Annotated in this window: 16 protein-coding genes and 1 other RNA gene; 7 read left to right on the top strand and 10 right to left on the bottom strand. The window is 66.7% G+C overall.

The window, feature by feature from the left end; translation table 11 throughout:
* Window positions 1-3 precede the first annotated feature (3 nt).
* Genes yidD through rpmH form a run of 3 tightly spaced genes read right to left on the bottom strand, consistent with a single transcriptional unit; the run spans window position 4 to window position 732 of the window.
* The gene (yidD, locus tag IPK85_06485; GenBank protein MBK8247029.1) at window positions 4-213 is read right to left on the bottom strand and encodes a membrane protein insertion efficiency factor YidD; all 210 of its coding nucleotides are present in this window, start codon (window positions 211-213) and stop codon (window positions 4-6) included.
* Window positions 214-564 carry a ribonuclease P protein component gene (gene rnpA, locus IPK85_06490; GenBank protein MBK8247030.1) on the bottom strand — a complete coding sequence of 117 codons (351 nt, stop codon included), beginning with the start codon at window positions 562-564 and terminating at the stop codon, window positions 214-216.
* Window positions 565-567: 3 nt separating this feature from the next.
* Window positions 568-732: a 50S ribosomal protein L34 gene (rpmH, locus tag IPK85_06495; GenBank protein MBK8247031.1), complete on the bottom strand. Its 165-nt coding sequence runs from the start codon at window positions 730-732 to the stop codon at window positions 568-570.
* Window positions 733-898: 166 nt separating this feature from the next.
* Between rpmH and dnaA the strand changes: the two genes are divergently transcribed.
* Window positions 899-2,275 (top strand): chromosomal replication initiator protein DnaA, encoded by a 1,377-nt coding sequence (dnaA, locus tag IPK85_06500; protein ID MBK8247032.1) that lies wholly within the window; start codon window positions 899-901, stop codon window positions 2,273-2,275.
* 129 nt (window positions 2,276-2,404) lie between these two features.
* Window positions 2,405-3,511 carry a DNA polymerase III subunit beta gene (gene dnaN / locus IPK85_06505; protein ID MBK8247033.1) on the top strand — a complete coding sequence of 369 codons (1,107 nt, stop codon included), beginning with the start codon at window positions 2,405-2,407 and terminating at the stop codon, window positions 3,509-3,511.
* On the opposite strand, the gene IPK85_06510 is transcribed toward dnaN, so the two are convergent.
* The 3 genes from IPK85_06510 to rnpB form a co-directional block, all read right to left on the bottom strand.
* Window positions 3,508-3,678 carry a hypothetical protein gene (locus tag IPK85_06510; protein MBK8247034.1) on the bottom strand — a complete coding sequence of 57 codons (171 nt, stop codon included), beginning with the start codon at window positions 3,676-3,678 and terminating at the stop codon, window positions 3,508-3,510. The genes dnaN and IPK85_06510 overlap by 4 nt on opposite strands.
* A 43-nt stretch (window positions 3,679-3,721) precedes the next feature.
* A complete protein-coding gene (locus IPK85_06515; protein MBK8247035.1) occupies window positions 3,722-4,156 on the bottom strand; it encodes a hypothetical protein in 435 nt (144 codons plus the stop codon).
* A gap of 162 nt (window positions 4,157-4,318) precedes the next feature.
* An RNA gene (rnpB, locus tag IPK85_06520) (RNase P RNA component class A) lies at window positions 4,319-4,698 on the bottom strand.
* Between the two features lie 71 nt (window positions 4,699-4,769).
* Here rnpB and IPK85_06525 point away from each other — a divergent pair.
* On the top strand, window positions 4,770-5,762 hold the full coding sequence (locus IPK85_06525) for a hypothetical protein (protein ID MBK8247036.1): 993 nt from the start codon (window positions 4,770-4,772) through the stop codon (window positions 5,760-5,762).
* Here the strand turns inward: IPK85_06525 and pyrE are convergent.
* Together pyrE and IPK85_06535 are read right to left on the bottom strand one after the other, a co-directional pair.
* Window positions 5,713-6,279, bottom strand: coding sequence for an orotate phosphoribosyltransferase (pyrE, locus tag IPK85_06530; protein MBK8247037.1), 567 nt, complete (start codon window positions 6,277-6,279; stop codon window positions 5,713-5,715). The genes IPK85_06525 and pyrE overlap by 50 nt on opposite strands.
* An 18-nt stretch (window positions 6,280-6,297) precedes the next feature.
* Window positions 6,298-7,221, bottom strand: a complete 924-nt coding sequence (locus tag IPK85_06535) for a serine/threonine protein kinase (GenBank protein ID MBK8247038.1) — start codon at window positions 7,219-7,221, stop codon at window positions 6,298-6,300.
* A gap of 148 nt (window positions 7,222-7,369) precedes the next feature.
* Here IPK85_06535 and IPK85_06540 point away from each other — a divergent pair, with 148 nt between their 5' ends.
* From IPK85_06540 to IPK85_06555, 4 genes are all read left to right on the top strand, one after another.
* Window positions 7,370-8,773 (top strand): GWxTD domain-containing protein, encoded by a 1,404-nt coding sequence (locus IPK85_06540; GenBank protein ID MBK8247039.1) that lies wholly within the window; start codon window positions 7,370-7,372, stop codon window positions 8,771-8,773.
* Window positions 8,774-8,887: 114 nt separating this feature from the next.
* Window positions 8,888-11,785 (top strand): DNA polymerase I, encoded by a 2,898-nt coding sequence (gene polA, locus IPK85_06545; GenBank protein ID MBK8247040.1) that lies wholly within the window; start codon window positions 8,888-8,890, stop codon window positions 11,783-11,785.
* A gap of 183 nt (window positions 11,786-11,968) precedes the next feature.
* Window positions 11,969-12,352: a prepilin-type N-terminal cleavage/methylation domain-containing protein gene (locus IPK85_06550; protein MBK8247041.1), complete on the top strand. Its 384-nt coding sequence runs from the start codon at window positions 11,969-11,971 to the stop codon at window positions 12,350-12,352.
* Between the two features lie 33 nt (window positions 12,353-12,385).
* Window positions 12,386-12,688 carry a hypothetical protein gene (locus tag IPK85_06555; protein ID MBK8247042.1) on the top strand — a complete coding sequence of 101 codons (303 nt, stop codon included), beginning with the start codon at window positions 12,386-12,388 and terminating at the stop codon, window positions 12,686-12,688.
* 8 nt (window positions 12,689-12,696) lie between these two features.
* Here IPK85_06555 and IPK85_06560 read toward each other — a convergent pair whose 3' ends face one another.
* Both IPK85_06560 and IPK85_06565 read right to left on the bottom strand, forming a co-directional pair.
* Complete coding sequence (locus IPK85_06560; GenBank protein ID MBK8247043.1) at window positions 12,697-14,082, bottom strand: 1-acyl-sn-glycerol-3-phosphate acyltransferase; 1,386 nt, start codon at window positions 14,080-14,082, stop codon at window positions 12,697-12,699.
* Between the two features lies 1 nt (window position 14,083).
* On the bottom strand, window positions 14,084-15,379 hold the full coding sequence (locus IPK85_06565; protein ID MBK8247044.1) for an MFS transporter: 1,296 nt from the start codon (window positions 15,377-15,379) through the stop codon (window positions 14,084-14,086).
* Window positions 15,380-15,596: the final 217 nt, after the last annotated feature.

Consider the following 15,596-nt stretch of genomic DNA (forward strand, 5'->3'; position numbering starts at 1 on the left):
GGGTCAAGGAACCGGATCGAATCCGCCGGGCCGAAACGGATGGCACCGGCCGATACGTTTGAGGGCCAACCACCCGCCACGCCACGGTCCGTGCTTTTCCAGCGCCTCGAGGGCGTAGTTGGAGCACGACGGGAAGTACCGACACGACGCGGGCAGGAGCGGACCCAGGAACAGCTGGTAGCCCCGTACCACGGCCATGAACACGGTGCGCATTCAGGTTGCAGCTCCTCGCTCACCCATACGCCCCGCCAGTCGGCGAAGTGTCGTGGTGAGGTCCTCCAGGGTCATGCGATATGCGGGCGGGAGGGCCCAGATCACTACATCGCGATTGCCTGGCCCGGACAACCACTCCCGGCGGACCACCTCACGCAACCGCCGCTTGAGGAGGTTGCGTCGGACCGCCGTCTGTCCGTACTTCGGCACCACGAGACCCACCCGCAGGAAAGCAAAAGGGGAAGAACTCACGCGAAGGACGAGGCTGCTCGTCTTCAGAGTTCTTCCCTCTTTCCGAATCCGATCAATGTCCTGGCGACGCGTGATCCGCGCCGCTCTCGGATACATCAAGGATCACGCCGCCGCGTACTTGGACGGCAACTTCACTGTGAGACTCTTGCGCCCCTTCTTGCGACGGCGGCTCAAGACCGCGCGCCCCCAACGGGTGGCCATGCGGGCCCGAAAACCGTGGGTGCGAACCCGGCGCTTGTTGCGCGGGCGATAAGTTGGCTTGCCCATTCAAAACCTCTCCAGAACGATCGACCTGCGATCCGGCAAAAGAAGGCGTACAATAGGCCCTTAACCCTTGACTGTCAACCACTTAGCTCTTGCTCGCATTCGCGAGAATTGACTTGTCAACACCTCGGGTCTACGTTGCCTCCCCCAATTTTCCACAGACCGCTGCATGCCCCTCACTCCTTCCGAAGCATGGGATCGCCTCCTGCGCGTCGCGAAGGATAAACTGACGGAACAGACGTTCCGAACATGGCTGGAACCAGCCGTGCCAGAACGCTTTAGCGATGGCAAGCTGGTCGTAAAGGTGGCCGACCAATTCGCCGTCGACTGGAACGAAAAAAAGCACGCCGCACTCCTCAACGGGTTCGCACCCATCGCCCTCGGCGAACCGTGCCAAATCGTTTTCCGCGCCGACGAAGAACGACAGGCCCGCACCGGCCAAATCGATCTCTTCTCACAGCCTAAGGGGCCCGCCTCCATTCCGGCGCAGCCCGTCCCGAGGCCACTCCTCAGTACTCGCTACACCTTCGATCACTTCGTCGTCGGCAAGAGCAACGAGGTGGCAGCCGCCGCCGCTCTCGCTGTAGCCAATGCGCCAGGGCAGATGTTCAACCCGCTCTTCCTCTATGGGGCGACGGGTGTGGGAAAAACCCACCTCATGCAGGCTGTGGCGCAGGAAATCCTCAAGCGCACCCCCGACCTCCGCATCGTTTACCTGAGCGCCGAGCAGTTCACCAACGAGTACGTCCAAGCCCTGCGCTCCAACTCCATGCCGGACTTCCGTCGACGATTTCGCGAGACCGATCTCCTCCTCGTCGATGACGTGCACAGCCTCAAAGGAAAGGAGGCAACGCAGGAGGAGTTTTTCCACACATTCAACGCCATCTACGAGGCTGGTCGACAGATCATCCTCACTTCAGATCGCTCCCCGGATGACCTCGGCAATGTCGAAGCACGGCTCGTCTCCCGTTTTCAGTGGGGAATGGTCGCCGACATCGAGTTTCCGGACCTCGAGCTGCGCATTGCCATCCTGCGCAAGAAGGCCGAGCTGGACCAGTTGCAGCGGCAGATTTCCGACGATGTCATTCGCTTTCTCGCCGAGCACATCCGGTCCAGCGTGCGTGAACTGGAGAGCGCCGTCATCCGCTTGCTGGCCTATGCCTCCCTCAAGCGCCGGGACATCACCCTCGCCCTCGCCCAGGAAGCCTTGCGCGACAAGTTGCGCCGCTCCATTGCCGGTGGCCTCGAGGAGGTGCCGGCGATTACCGCGGAGCGCATCCAGGGCGCCGTAGCCCGCGAATGGGGAGTCACTGCGGAGGCCCTGCGCTCCAAATCTCGGACCAAGACCCTCACGATTCCTCGACAAGCCGCCATGCACCTCTGTCGAGAACTACTGGCCATGCACCTGGTGGAGATCGGGGTCGTGTTCGGAAACCGGGATCATTCCACAGTCATCCACAGTCTCGAACGCGCCGCCGAGCAGATTGCGACCGATGCTATCTTCTTGCAGCGCTTGGAGTCTGCGAAGCGTGCCCTCACGTCTTAGGTGAGGTCACTTCCACATTTCCACAGCCCCTATCACTAATACCCTGTTTCTTATCTCTTCTAAGAACAGAGTAGAACGCTGGACCAGGGGGACTTCTCGCAGGACCGCCCTCTCACCACCCTTTCAGACATGCGCCTGACCATCAGCCGGGAGAAGCTCCAGGAAGCCCTGGTGGCCGTTTCGGCCGCCGTGCCGGCGAAGACCACGCTTCCGGTCCTCGGCAACCTCCTCCTTGAGACCACCGACCGTGGGCTCCGGATCTCCGGTACCGACCTCGACATCAGCGTGTCGATGGAGGTTGCCGCGGATGTGGAGGCTCCGGGTGGGATTACGGTGCCGGCGCGAAAGCTGAGTGAGATCGTTCGCGAACTCCCGCCCAGCCCGGTGAAGCTCGCTGCCGTGGGTGAGCAGCGGATCGTCGTCGAATGCGGAAAGTCCAAGTTCAAGCTGCTCGGATTGCCCAAGGACGACTTCCCGGCATTTCCAACGGTGGACTTCAAGTCAGCGTGGCGACTGCGATCCGGTGAACTCCAGCAGTTGATTTCCCACACGGCCTTCGCGGTTTCCACCGAGGAGAGCCGACCGATCCTCAACGGCGTGTTGTGGGAAGTGCGCGAAGACACGCTCCGGATGGTCGCGACCAACGGACATCGCCTGGCCAAGATGGAGCTCGCCTACGAAGGGGGAAGCAAGGCAGAGTTCATCATCCCGCCGAAGGCCCTGGAGCAGGTCCGCAAGCTGTTCCCGACGGACGAGGAGGTGGAAGTCGGTCGTGGGGAAAACCACATCGCGTTCCGCTCGCCCTTTGTCTCGGTCTACACACGCCTCATCGAGGGACCGTATCCGCCGTACGAGTCGGTCATCCCCAAGGACAACGACCGGGTCGCGATCATCGAGAAGGCCGAGTTGATCTCGGCGCTCAAGCGTATGTCGGTGGTCGCGTCGGATCAGACGCATCGCGTGAAGCTGTCGTTCAACACCGCGCTGCTGAAATTCTCCGTCCAGACGCCGGACCTGGGGGAAGGGCAGGACGAGATTCCGGTGAAGTACACGGGCGACCCGATGGACATCGGGTTCAACGGCCTCTACCTGCTGGAAGTGCTGCGGTACATGCCGACGGAGGAGATTCGCCTCACGTTCAAGCATCCGGAGCGCGCGACCACGATGGAGCCGGAGGGCTGGAAGGAATCGGCCAAGTACCTCTGTCTCGTGATGCCGCTGCGGTTGGTCGACTAGGGCAGGCGGGTCGCCACGAACGACACGACCTGCGCCACGCGCTGCGACATGGTGTTGGCGGAGGCCATGAGGTTGATCGTGAAGGACCCGCGCGACTCCACGAGCTGCCCGTCGTTTCCGGTGACCTGCAGGCGAGCCTCGCCCCGCAGGTCGCCGGACGTGCGCATGGGAAATGCGCGGGTGGAGTCGCCCTGGATGTGGGCCGTGAGCTCAACGACCTGCTCGTAGGTGGACCGATCCGCGCCGGGCACCGGCGACTGCCAGGAGATCACGGAAGTCACCGTGCGGGGCGATCCGCGAGTGCACAGCGAGTAACTGCAGGGAATCCCGCTGGGGCCAGGTGCTGGCACTGCGTGGTTGCAGGAGTCGGACGACGAGCGGCGACGGCAGCAGCCCAAGGTCGCGACATGGCAGGGTGAGGCGAGCAGGGTTCCACCGGCCGGAACGATCGACCGCGATGGGGGGCAGGGAATCGAGGCGTCCGAGGGAGTCGTTGCGCGCCACGCGGACTCCGAGACCGCGCGCGTCGTGCGTGAGCAGGGTGGTCGCCACGGTGTTCGTGCTATCGCGCCGGACACTGTCCGAGGAGATCACCAGGGTGCGCACTTCGAGCTGCAGGGGGGCCGTGGAGGGCTCCGGGACCACGAAGGGTGCAGGGACCCTCGGAACCTCGACTGGGGGCAGTGGAGCCGATTCTGGCACGACTGGCGCGGGTACGGGCGCAGGCCGGCACGCGAGCGCCAGGGTGATGGCCATCCTGCCGAGCCAACGGCGATGCGACCAGCTGCGGTGGAACGGGGGTGTCAGGACGGGCACTGGCCTATAAGCCGGGTTCTGTCGGAATCCCTCGCGGGAAACCGTAACGGTCATTTCTCTTGGAGCGTGATCGCTCACGCCCTCCAGCAGCCTACCCGCGGCGTCTTTGTCGAGTTGGGCGCTCTCGCCGCCTACTTGGCCTTGCTCCGGCCGGGGTTTGCCGTGCCAACCCTGTTGCCAGGATTGCGGTGGGCTCTTACCCCGCCGTTTCACCCTTACCCGCACGCCTTGCAGCGCAACGGGCGGTCTGTTTTCTGTGGCACTTTCCATCGCGCCACTTACGTGACGCGTCCAGGTGTTACCTGGCGACCTGCCCAATGGAGCCCGGACTTTCCTCGAGGTGTTACCCCCGCGACCGTCCAGCCACTACCCGCCTGACACCGGGGAATATAGCGGGACGGTGGGTAGCCCCGGGTGTGTTGTTGGTCACCGGATGCGGGGGGTGACGGGTGTGCACCATGACGGCGGCCTGACGCTGCCGCGCATGATGCGGTCGACGCGTCACCCGGAGAGCCGCGCGATGACCGAGTGGAGGAGAGCCCAGCCGCTGGCAGCGATCACGACGATGTTGACCCCGGACGAGCAGATGCGGGTGGATGCGGCCGGCAGCGGCGTGTTTGCCACGACCCATCGCTCGTCCGTGGACGATGTCCTGCGTGACTTGCGGCTCTGCCGGGCGCGAGCGGTCGTGGTGTCGACAGCCTTCTGTCGCGAGGTGCCGGATATTTCCCGGGTGGCCCGCGTGGTGCGGGAGTTTCCGCAGGTGCCCACGGTGGCGCTGCTCTCGCAGGTGGATCGCGGCACGGCGCGGGCGGTCCTCACGCTGGGCCAGTGCGGCATTCGCACGTTGGTCGACGTGCGGGAGCCCACCGGTTGGCGCGAGCTCCGCAGCCTGCTCGCCCGCGAGCGGTCCACCGACCTGCAGCATCTCGCCGTGGCGCACCTCCTCGGCGAGATGCCGGCGGCCCGTCCCGGCATGCGACGGTTTGCCGAAGTGCTCTTCGAGCGGGCCGCGCGCCCCGGGGGGGTGAGTGACCTCGCCGATGCCCTGCAGGTGCTGCCCAGTACCATGATGAGCCGCTTCTTCCGCGCGGCGCTCCCGCCCCCGCGGCGCCTGCTCACCTACGCCCGCCTGGTCTTCGCGGCCCACTGGTTCGAAAACCCGGGGCTCTCCATCTCACGCGTCGCCTCGCAAATGGATTATTCCTCCGCCCAGAGCTTCGGGCGCCACCTGCGCCACGCCCTGGGGCTCACGGCGCAACAGTTCCGCGATCGCTACGACGCGCGCGGCATGTTGCAGCGCCTGAGCGACGACCTCGTGGTGCCCTACCGACACGCCTGGGCGAGCTTCGACCCGTTGGTGAACCGACGTCGCAGTCCGTGCGTCAGGCCGGGGGAAGGTGCGCGACCACCTCAGCCGCACGCGCCAGGCTGACCACGGGACATCCGGCGGCCGCGATGGCCTCGTGCCCACCCTCCTCACGGTCGACCACGGCCAGGACACCGAGGACCTGTGCCCCGGCCGCGCGAAGGGCCTCGATGGCCTTGAGTGCCGAGCCGCCGGTGGTGATCACGTCTTCGATGATGACTACGCGATCCCGCTCGCGAAACGGCCCCTCGATGAGCCGTCCCGTGCCGTGCGCCTTGGCTTCCTTGCGCACCGTAAAGGCGCGCAGGGGCCGCGTGGTGCCGGCACTCTCGCGGGCGATCGCATACGAGACCGGATCGGCTCCCAGCGTGAGGCCGCCAACGGCATCCGCGTCGGGGAAGTGCGCGCGAACCGCGGCCAGCCCCAGGGCCCCGATCAGCGCGAGGCCGTCGGGACTCATCGTCGTCAGGCGGGCGTCGATGTACAGGGTGCTGCGGCGTCCGCTCGCCAGAACAAAGTCCCCGCGGCGCGCGCTGCGTTCGGCGAGCAGGGCCGCCAAGGTCGGCTCAGACGGTTGGGACATGGTCGGGAGGGCGGGTGCCTAACGCCGGAACAGGCCGCGCACACGGGAGAACAGCCCGCTCTCGCCTGCGGCATCGTCCGCCGCCGGCGCGGCGTCCACGGGAGCCCGGGCGGCGTCCGCGAGGGCCGCCGTGAACGCCACGACGTCGGCAAAGCGCTCCGCAGGTTGGCGGGCGAGTCCGCGCATCACTGCCCGATCCACGGCGTCGGGAAACACCAGGCCCGCTTTTGCCTTGTTGAGCGCAATCGGGGGCTGCGACAGGAGCTGCGTGAACATCTCCCGTGGATTCTTCGCCAGGTACGGCAGCACCCCGGTCAGCAACAGGTAGGCAATCGTGGCGAGGGAATACTGGTCGGCGGCTGGAGTGACCAGCTCCCCCGAGAGGGCTTCCGGGGCGACGTACATCAAGGTGCCGACAAAGTAGCCGGCACGCGTGAGGCGCTCGTCCTGCGTGGTATCCGTGGCCGCGGCAATGCCGAAGTCGAGCAGCTTGAGGACGCCCGTGTCGGGGTCGTACATCGCGTTGTCCGGCTTGAGGTCGCGATGTACCAGCCCCGCGTCGTGGACGGACTTTACCGCGGCACCCAGCTGTTCCATGATCTGCGCCACTTCGGTCACGGGCAGTGGTGCCTTCCGCTTGGCGTACTTCTCCAGCAACTCGCCCAGGGCCCACTCCATCACGAGATAGTGCAGGCCATCCGCCTGCCCGATCTCGATGGTGCGAATGACGTTGGGGTGCACGACGCGCTTCCCGAAGTCCGCCTCGCGCGTGAAGCGCGCGACGGCGGTCCGCTCCTGGCGGAGCTTGGGCTTGAGCAGCTTGAACGCCACGGTCCCATGGGCCGGGTGCTCCGCGCGATACACCACCGCAGTGCCCCCCTCGCCCACCAGCTGTCTCAGCGCATAGCCGGCAATGTCACGGCCCTCGAAGTTCTCCGACACGCGGGCGAACCTAATCCCGGGCGTCAGTGGCAGCAAGCAAACGGAAGGTGAGAGCCCATCGGTGTCTGCTCCCGATGGTAGGGAACCAGCCGGCGCGCGGGTATATATCAGGCCAGCCGGCTCCACCGGTCCTCTTGATGCCCTGCCCATGCGTCTGACCTCACCTCGCCTCATCGCGGGATGCACACTGCTCACCCTCCTGACCACGGCATGTGGCGGACGCGGACGCGGTGCCCCCCCAGGACGCGGCCCGGAGCCGGCCGCAGCATCCGCCCAGCCTACGGGACAGCGGCGCGTCCCGGTCCAGACGGACGCGGTCACGCTCTATCGGCGCCTGGGGCTGCTGGCCGAGGGAGGCGAGACGCCGTTCGTGGGCAACCTCACGTTCTTCGCCGGGCGTTCGACCGACTCGACCCTGATGGTGCTGACCATCTCGCTGGCGAACCGAGCCCTGCGCTTCTCGCGGGAAGGGGATCGGTATCGCAGCGGGTACCGCGTGGGCGTGGAGGTGAAGCGCGGCACCGACGTGGTCGCCAATCTTTCCAGTGACGAGACCGTGCGCGTCCTTGCCTTTCGCGAGACGCAGCGCACCGACGAGGCGGTCCTCTTCCGACGGGTCATTCCCCTGCCGCCAGGCACCTACGACCTCCGACTGATCGTCAAGGGCGACTCGGTGAACAACGGCAGCGCGATCGAGGCCACGATCGGGGTGCCGCGCCTGGCCGACGGGGCGTTAAGCTCGCCCGTGGCCTTCTTTGAGGCGACCCCGCGGACGACGCGCGATTCGCTCCCGCGCATCCTGGCGACCCCACGCAGCACGGTCGTGTTTGGGCGCGACACGCTCCTGCCGCTGTACGTCGAAGGGTACGGCACTGGCCCCACCTTTCCCGTCCGCGTGCAGGTCCGCCCGGAGGGCACCGGCAGCGTGCTGTGGAGCGACTCCGTCTCGCTCACTCGGCAAGGCAACCTGTTCAGCGGCGTGATCCAGGTCCCACTGCAGAAGCTTGGCGTCGGGGTGATGGTGGCGTACGTCAATCGTGCCGGCGGATCCGACACGCTCCGGGCGCCGATCTTCGTGGCCTTCGGCGATGACCTGCCCGTCGCGACGTACACCGAGATGCTCGATTACCTGCGCTACTACGTCAGCGCCCCGCGCCTCTCCGCGATGCGTGATGCCGGCCCCGAAGCCCGGGCGCGATTGTGGGCAGAGTTCATTCGCGATTCCGACCCCATCCCGGAGACGTCGGCCCACGAGGGGCTGCGCGACTACTTCGGTCGGATGGGCCAGGCGAACCTGCGGTTCCGGGAAGAAGGGGGTCCCGGATGGCTCACCGATCGGGGACGCGCCTTTGTGTCGCTGGGGACGCCCGACCAGATCCTGGAACCCAACATCAACGACCTCAACCAGCGTGGTCGCACCCAGATCTGGGAGTACCGTCAGCATCGCCTTGCGATTGTCTTTGTGGACCAGACCGGATTTGGCCGCTGGCGCATGACCCTGTCCTCCGAGACCGAGTTCGAGACGACGGCGCGACGCCTGATGGTGCAGTAGCGGTCGCGGGGCTGCACACCCACACCGCCGGGGCTCATGCTCCGGCGGTTTTTGGTTCCCGCCGTCCTCGGCGCGCAGTAGAGTTGAAGGTTCGTCCACCCTCCGTTTTCGATCGTGCCGTCGCCCACTCCCACGCTCCCCTCGTCCCCCACGTTGTTCCTGGTGGACGGGTATGCCCTGATCTACCGCGCGTTCTTCGCGCTCCTCTCGCGCCCACTGCGCACGGCCCGCGGGGAGAACACTTCGGCGGCATGGGGTGTCGTCAACTTCCTGCAGCGCCTGTTGGGACAGCACCATCCGGACTACGTCGCGTGGATCCACGATGCGGGGTCGTCGTTTCGCAAGGAGGTGTACCCGGCGTACAAGGCCACGCGTGAGAAGCTGACGGACGAGTTGCAGGCAGACTTCGACCAGGGATTGGCGCGCATCCGGGAATTGCTGCAGGCATTTGGGGTGCCGGTGATCGCCCAGGAGGGGTTCGAGGCCGATGACGTCATTGGCACCCTCGCGCGCCAGGCCACCGCGCAGGGCATCAACGTCGTCATCGTCTCGGGGGACAAGGACTTCCAGCAACTGGTACGCCCCGGGGTGTGGCTGCTGAACCCGGGACGCGGAGGGCCGGCGAGCGTGGAGGAATCGTGGGTCGGGGTGGAGAACGCCAGTGATCGTCTGGGAGTGCCGCCGCAGTTTGTCACCGACTACCTCGCCTTGCTGGGGGACGCCTCGGACAACGTCCCCGGCGTGCCGGGCGTCGGGGAGAAGACCGCGCAGGAACTCGTCACCGCCTACGGCAACCTCGACAGCATCCTGGCCCACGCGGCGGAGGTGCAGAAGAAGCGGCCGCGGGAGGCGCTGCTGGCGTTTGGGGACCAGGCCAAGCTGTCGCGGGAGCTGGTCACGATTCGCGAGGATGTGCCGATTCTCCTCGACCCTCCCGGCCTCAAGCGACGCACCCAGGATACCACACGCCTGCGGCAGCTGTTTGTTGAGCTGGAGTTCAACACGTTGCTCCGCGCGCTGGAGGGAGCGAGCGGCGGGCAGGGACCAGCAACGCCCATGGCGCAAGCAACTCCCGTGGCGGTGCCGGTGGCGGTGCGCGTGCTCACGACCGTGGCCGAGGTCGACGCGTACGTCGCGCGACTCGAGGCGGCTGGCGCGTGCACGCTGCACGTCGAGGGGATGGGTCGTGCGCCCGAGATGGCGAACGCGGTGTTGTGGCAGGTGCCGTGCGGGCTGACCCTGGTGCATCCGGATGGCGATGTGGCCTACCTGCCGTTGCGCCACCGGCCCTGGCACCCGCCGCAAGGGGACTTGTTAGGCGGTGCGTCGGGTGGCTCGGCGGGCCCGGTGGGGAACCACCTCGCCGCGCGCGCGCTCGCCAACGGCGTCCCCGAGGTGGCCAACCTGCCATCGTTAGGCGATGCGGCGATGGCGCGGGTGCGCGCCCTGCTGGAGGCGCCCACCGTGCGCAAGTCCGGCCACAACCTCAAGGCGGCGATCCTGCTGCTCCGGCAGGACGGCCTCACGCTGCGCGGCCAGCACTTGGACACCATGCTCGCCAGCTACGTCCTGGATCCCGGGCGGCGCGCGCATACGCTCGATGTCCTGGCCCTGGAGTTTCTCGATCGTCCGTTGCCTGCCGTGGACGAGTTGCGCGGCAAGGGGAAGGGCGAGCTGGGCTACGAATACGTGCCCGTGGAGACGGCCGCCACGTTCGCCGGCGCGTGGGCGCGTGCTGCCCATGACGTGGCCGAACATCTCGCCCCGGAACTGGCTCGCGGCAACGCCGGCCCGCTCCTGCAGGACATGGAGCTGCCACTGGTCGAGGTGTTGGCCGAGATGGAGTGGACGGGGATCGCGATCGACGTGGCCTGGCTGCGCTCGCTGAAGACGCGCTTCCAGGCGGAGCGGGAGCGCGTGGAACGGGAGATCCATACGGCGGCGGGCGAGGTCTTCAACGTCAACTCCAATCCGCAGCTGCGCACCATCCTCTTTGACAAGCTGCAACTGCCCGTCAAGAAGAAGACCGCCACCGGCCCCAGCACCGACGCCTCGGTGCTCCAGGAGCTTGCCGACGAAGGGCACGCCCTGCCCGCGCTGCTGATGGAGTACCGCGAAGTGGCCAAGCTGGAGTCGACCTACCTCGACACGCTGCCGGATCTCGTCCTGCCGCGCGACGGTCGCCTCCACACGGCCTTCAACCAGACCGTGGCAGCTACGGGGCGTTTGTCATCGAGCGATCCCAACCTGCAGAACATCCCGGTGCGCCGGGAGCTGGGCCGCGACATCCGGCGGGGGTTCGTTCCGGCGGCGGGGTACCAGCTCATTGCGGCCGACTACTCGCAGGTTGAGCTGCGGCTCCTCGCCCACCTCTCCCATGACCCCGCCTTTGTCGATGCCTTCACGCGGGGCGTGGACATCCACCGGCAAACCGCGAGCATCATCTTTGGCGTGGCCCCCGAGGACGTCACCTCGGAGATGCGCGCTCGGGCCAAGACCATCAACTTCGCGACGATCTACGGACAAGGGGCCCACGCCCTCTCCCGGCAGCTCAAGATCAGCAACGCCGAGGCCAAGGCGTTCATCACCACCTACTTCGAGCGCTTCAAGGGCGTCCGGGAATACCTCGACGGGATGGTCACCTTCGCCAAGGCGAACGGGTATGTGGAGACCATCTTCCATCGACGACGCTACATCCCCGAGTTGAAGGAGAAGAACTTCAACATGCGCGCCTTCGGGGAGCGGGTGGCCACCAACGCGCCCATCCAGGGTTCCGCTGCCGACCTGATCAAGGTCGCGATGATCCGGATCCACGCCCGGCTGCGTGCGGAGGGACTGCAATCCCGGATGCTCCTGCAGGTACACGACGAACTCGTATTTGAAGCGCCCACAGCCGAGGTCGCCGTCCTCCTCCCGATGGTCAAGACCGAGATGGAAGGGGCGGCCACCCTGTCGGTTCCGCTCGAGGTCGACCTCGGCGTCGGCCCCAATTGGGTGGACGCCAAGCACTGAGTTCCGGGTTGCAACCTGCACTATCCGGCGCGATTCGACGCATGGACCCGTTGTGACGCGCGTCACGCTGATGTCGTCAAGTGGTTGCCGTTACTGACTTTGGACGGCTGGGCCCGATTGCGGCCCCGCAGTTGCTTATGCAGACAGCGTCACCACGGTTGTCACCTGCGAACGACGATCCCCATGCGAAAATCCCGGGCGGGCTTCACTCTGATCGAGCTGTTGATCGTCGTCGTGATCATCGGCATCCTGGCCGCTTTTGCGGTCCCGAAGTTCCAGAACACCAAGGGCAAGGCCAATGCGGCCGCCCTCAAGTCGGACCTGCGGAACATGGCTACCGCCCAGGAAGCGTACTTCTACGAGAACGGGACCTACACGACCAGCATCGGAGCGCTCAACTTCGATCCCTCCCCTGGCGTGGTCTTCACCTTCGGCGTGGCAACGCCGGGAGGGTGGTCAGCCACCGTGACACACCCGCAGGCCTATCCCATCCTGTGTGGGCTGTTCATGGGGGGCGCTCCGGCCATCGCCCCTGCGACGATCGAAGGTTTGATCGCCTGCCAGTAGGGGGAGCAGGTCCAGGGGTTATGATGGGGGCGCATGCAACAGGCGTCCCCATTTTCTTTTCCCCTCCGGGAGTACGAGAAGCGTCGTGACGGGATGATCCACGCCATGGACGGCGGGCTCTGGCTGCATCGCCACATCTGGAAGGGGCGTCCCATGGCGCACCTCGTTTCAGTCGATCGTGAGTTGCTCCTGACCTACGGTCGCGCCGTGGGTCTTCCGGCCGAGCGGCTCCAGTTCAAGCCGCTCAAGGATCCTCGCACCGGGGAACGCCGTGACGCCTGGCATTGGGACCTCCTCGGCCACTTCCTGCCGCCTCCGTCGCCGCGTATCCCCTGAGTCCGGGATCAGGCCGTTGGGTCCGCTGGGGCGCCTGCGCGTGAAGTCAGCAGGGATTCGAGCTGCCGTGCCTCACTGCGCAGCACGTCACGTTCCTCGAGGAGTTCGCGCGCCTCGGCCGGGTGCCGTCGGAGGGCGAGGTACCCGCGGGCACGGCGCGCAAAGGCCCGCCACCGATCGGTAAGCCAGAAGTCGAGGGAGGCGGCCGCCGGCAGCGAGACGAGGTACACCAGCGCCCATCCCCAACCGGCGCTCCGTCCCACCACCAGGGCGAGGGCCAGGTAGACCAGGAGGACCAGGGCGAACCCACCCACGAGCGTATGCATCGCCGGTTCATCGGGATTCCGCGACGTTGCGCGGCCGATCCACAGCGCGAGGCGCAGTGGAATGAGGTGGTTGAGGCGTCCCCAGAGGGCCACAGGAGCGGCGAGGAGAAGGGCGACTCCCTCCCGGGCGACGAATCCGGTTCCACTCCCCAGCGAGGTGTTCATGTCCACCTCGGCCGGTGAGACTCCCAGCTGCACCGCACGGCGTCGCCACGATTCCAGTCGCGCGAGGAAGCCCTCCACATGCTCGACATCGTTTGGCGTGGCGTGGGGAAGCACGCGGCGGAGTTCCTCGACCTGCCGCGCGACGCGCACGGTGTCGCCCAGGGGAACGTCCGGGGTGGTGAGCGGCGGTGTCGTCCCGAAGAGGCGGCTCAGGGTGCGGGACACCTCCAGCACCTGACGGGCCGCGGCGGATGTGGGGAAGTTGAGGGTCACGGCACGGAGCCCTTCGTCCACGCGTGCGGTGAGCGCCCGCACCCGGTCGGTGGCGTCATGCACTTCCGACGCGGCGATCGGGGTGCCGACGGTGAGGAGCACGCGGGAGCGGGGGCGTCCCTTGGCCTCGAAGGTGAGGCCGACCGGGACGATCGTGACCTCGGGCACTCCGCTCTCGAGCGCCTGCAGGGCCATGCGCGCACAGCCGGTGCGGAGTGGGGCGAGGGCGGGTTCGCTGTGGCTGATTCCCTCGGGGAAGATGAGGATCATCCCCTCGCCCCGCAGGGTCTCGACGATGGCGTCGAAGGCGCCCTCATTGCGGCCCGCGGTGGCGGCACCGGATCGTTGGGCTTCGTCCTTCGCGCGACGCAGCGGCACAATGCCCACGGCGTGCACGACGAACCGGGTGATCGGGTGGTCGAGGAGCGTGGCCTTGGCGGTGAGCTGCACGCGCCGTGGCACCAGGGCGCCGACGACGAGGGCGTCCACCAGGGCGTTGTTGTGGTTCGCGGCCAGGATCACCGGGCCGTGGGAGGGGATGCGGTTCAGCCCCTCGTCCTCGACCCGCCGGTAGAACCAGCGCACGGCGACCCGCATAACCCACTGCTGCACGCCCCACGGGATCCGCATCTTAATGCGGCTCGGCGACGACGACGCCCTCCTCCGCCTCGCGCGCCATGCGACGCCCGGCCTCGACGTCCACGCGCGACAGCAGCCACGCGCCCACGGCGAAGAACGCAATCACCCCGAGAATCGCGGCCCGGCTGCTCCCCGTCGCCCAGATCGTCAGGGCAAAAAGCAGGGGCCCAAAGATGTTGGCAAACTTCTCGAAGACGGAGTAGAAGCCGAAGAACTCCCCGGACTTGTGGGCCGGGACCATGCTGGAGAACAGCGACCGGCTCAGCGCCTGCGTCCCGCCCTGCACCATTCCCACGAGGCCGGCGAGAATGTAGAAGTCCCGCGCGCTGCTCATGAAGTACCCCACGATCGAGATGGCGGTGTACGCGAGCAGGCCGATGAAGATCGAGGTCTTGGCCCCGATCCGGTTGGCGAGCATGCCAAAGAGGAAGGCGAACGGAATCCCGACAAACTGGACGATGAGGATCGCCGTGATGAGGGCACTGTCCGGAATCCCGATCTCCTTGCCGTAGGCGGTGGCCATGCGGATGATCGTCTGGATCCCGTCGTTGTAGACCAGGAACGCCAGCAGCATGAGGAACGCATGCTTGAAGGTGCGGAGCATCCGCACCGTCTCACCCAGGCGCACGAACGGCGTCACCAGCAGCGACCGTACCCCCACCTCGTCGGCCTCCGTGGCCCGGGGCGGTTCCTTCACGTGCCGGAGGATCGGCCAGCTGAATACCAGCCACCACACGGCCACCGAGAGGAACGCGAGCCGCACGGGGAGCGTGGCCTGGGCGGGGGTGAGACCCTCACCGCTCGGCAGGCCGAACAGCGCCGGGTTGAGGATCCACGCGATGTTGATCGCCAACAGGACGCCTCCGCCGACATACCCGAACGCGTAGCCCGCACTCGAGACCCGGTCCACTTCCTCCGGCTTGGCCAGGTGCGGCAGCAGCGCCTCGTAGAAGACGATGGTGGCGGTCGCCCCGACGGTCGCGGTGATGTAGAGCCACGAGGCAAGGGCAACGTCGCCTCGCTCAAGGAAGAACATGCCGGCCACCGCGGCCACGCCGAGCAACATGAACCCCGCGAGCATGCGCTTCTTGGCGGCGGCGACGTCGGAGATGGCTCCAAGCACCGGTGACAGGATGGCCACGATGACGGCCGAGATGGCGTTAGCACTGGCCCAGCTCGCCGTGCGCGAACTTTCGGCCATGTCCGCGGCCCCCACGCTGACAAAGAAGATCTGGAAGACCGCGACCTGGATCGTGGTCTGGAAAGACGAGACCGCCCAGTCGTACATCGCCCAGGCGCGTAGGTCCTTGCGATGGAGGCCAAGGCGCGTCAGCCAGGCAGTGGTGGGCGTGTTAGGCACGGCGGCATGGTGAGGGGTGGCGATTGACGCCACGGTCCGGGCGCCCAGATTTGCGGCATGGGTGTCTTCCCTCGCCGATGGCTGGTCGCCGTGCTCGCCATCGGGGCGTGCGAACGCCCCGCCGTCGAACGCGCCAACGATACGG

It is taken from the genome of Gemmatimonadota bacterium (assembly GCA_016712265.1).
Lineage (GTDB): Bacteria > Gemmatimonadota > Gemmatimonadetes > Gemmatimonadales > Gemmatimonadaceae > RBC101.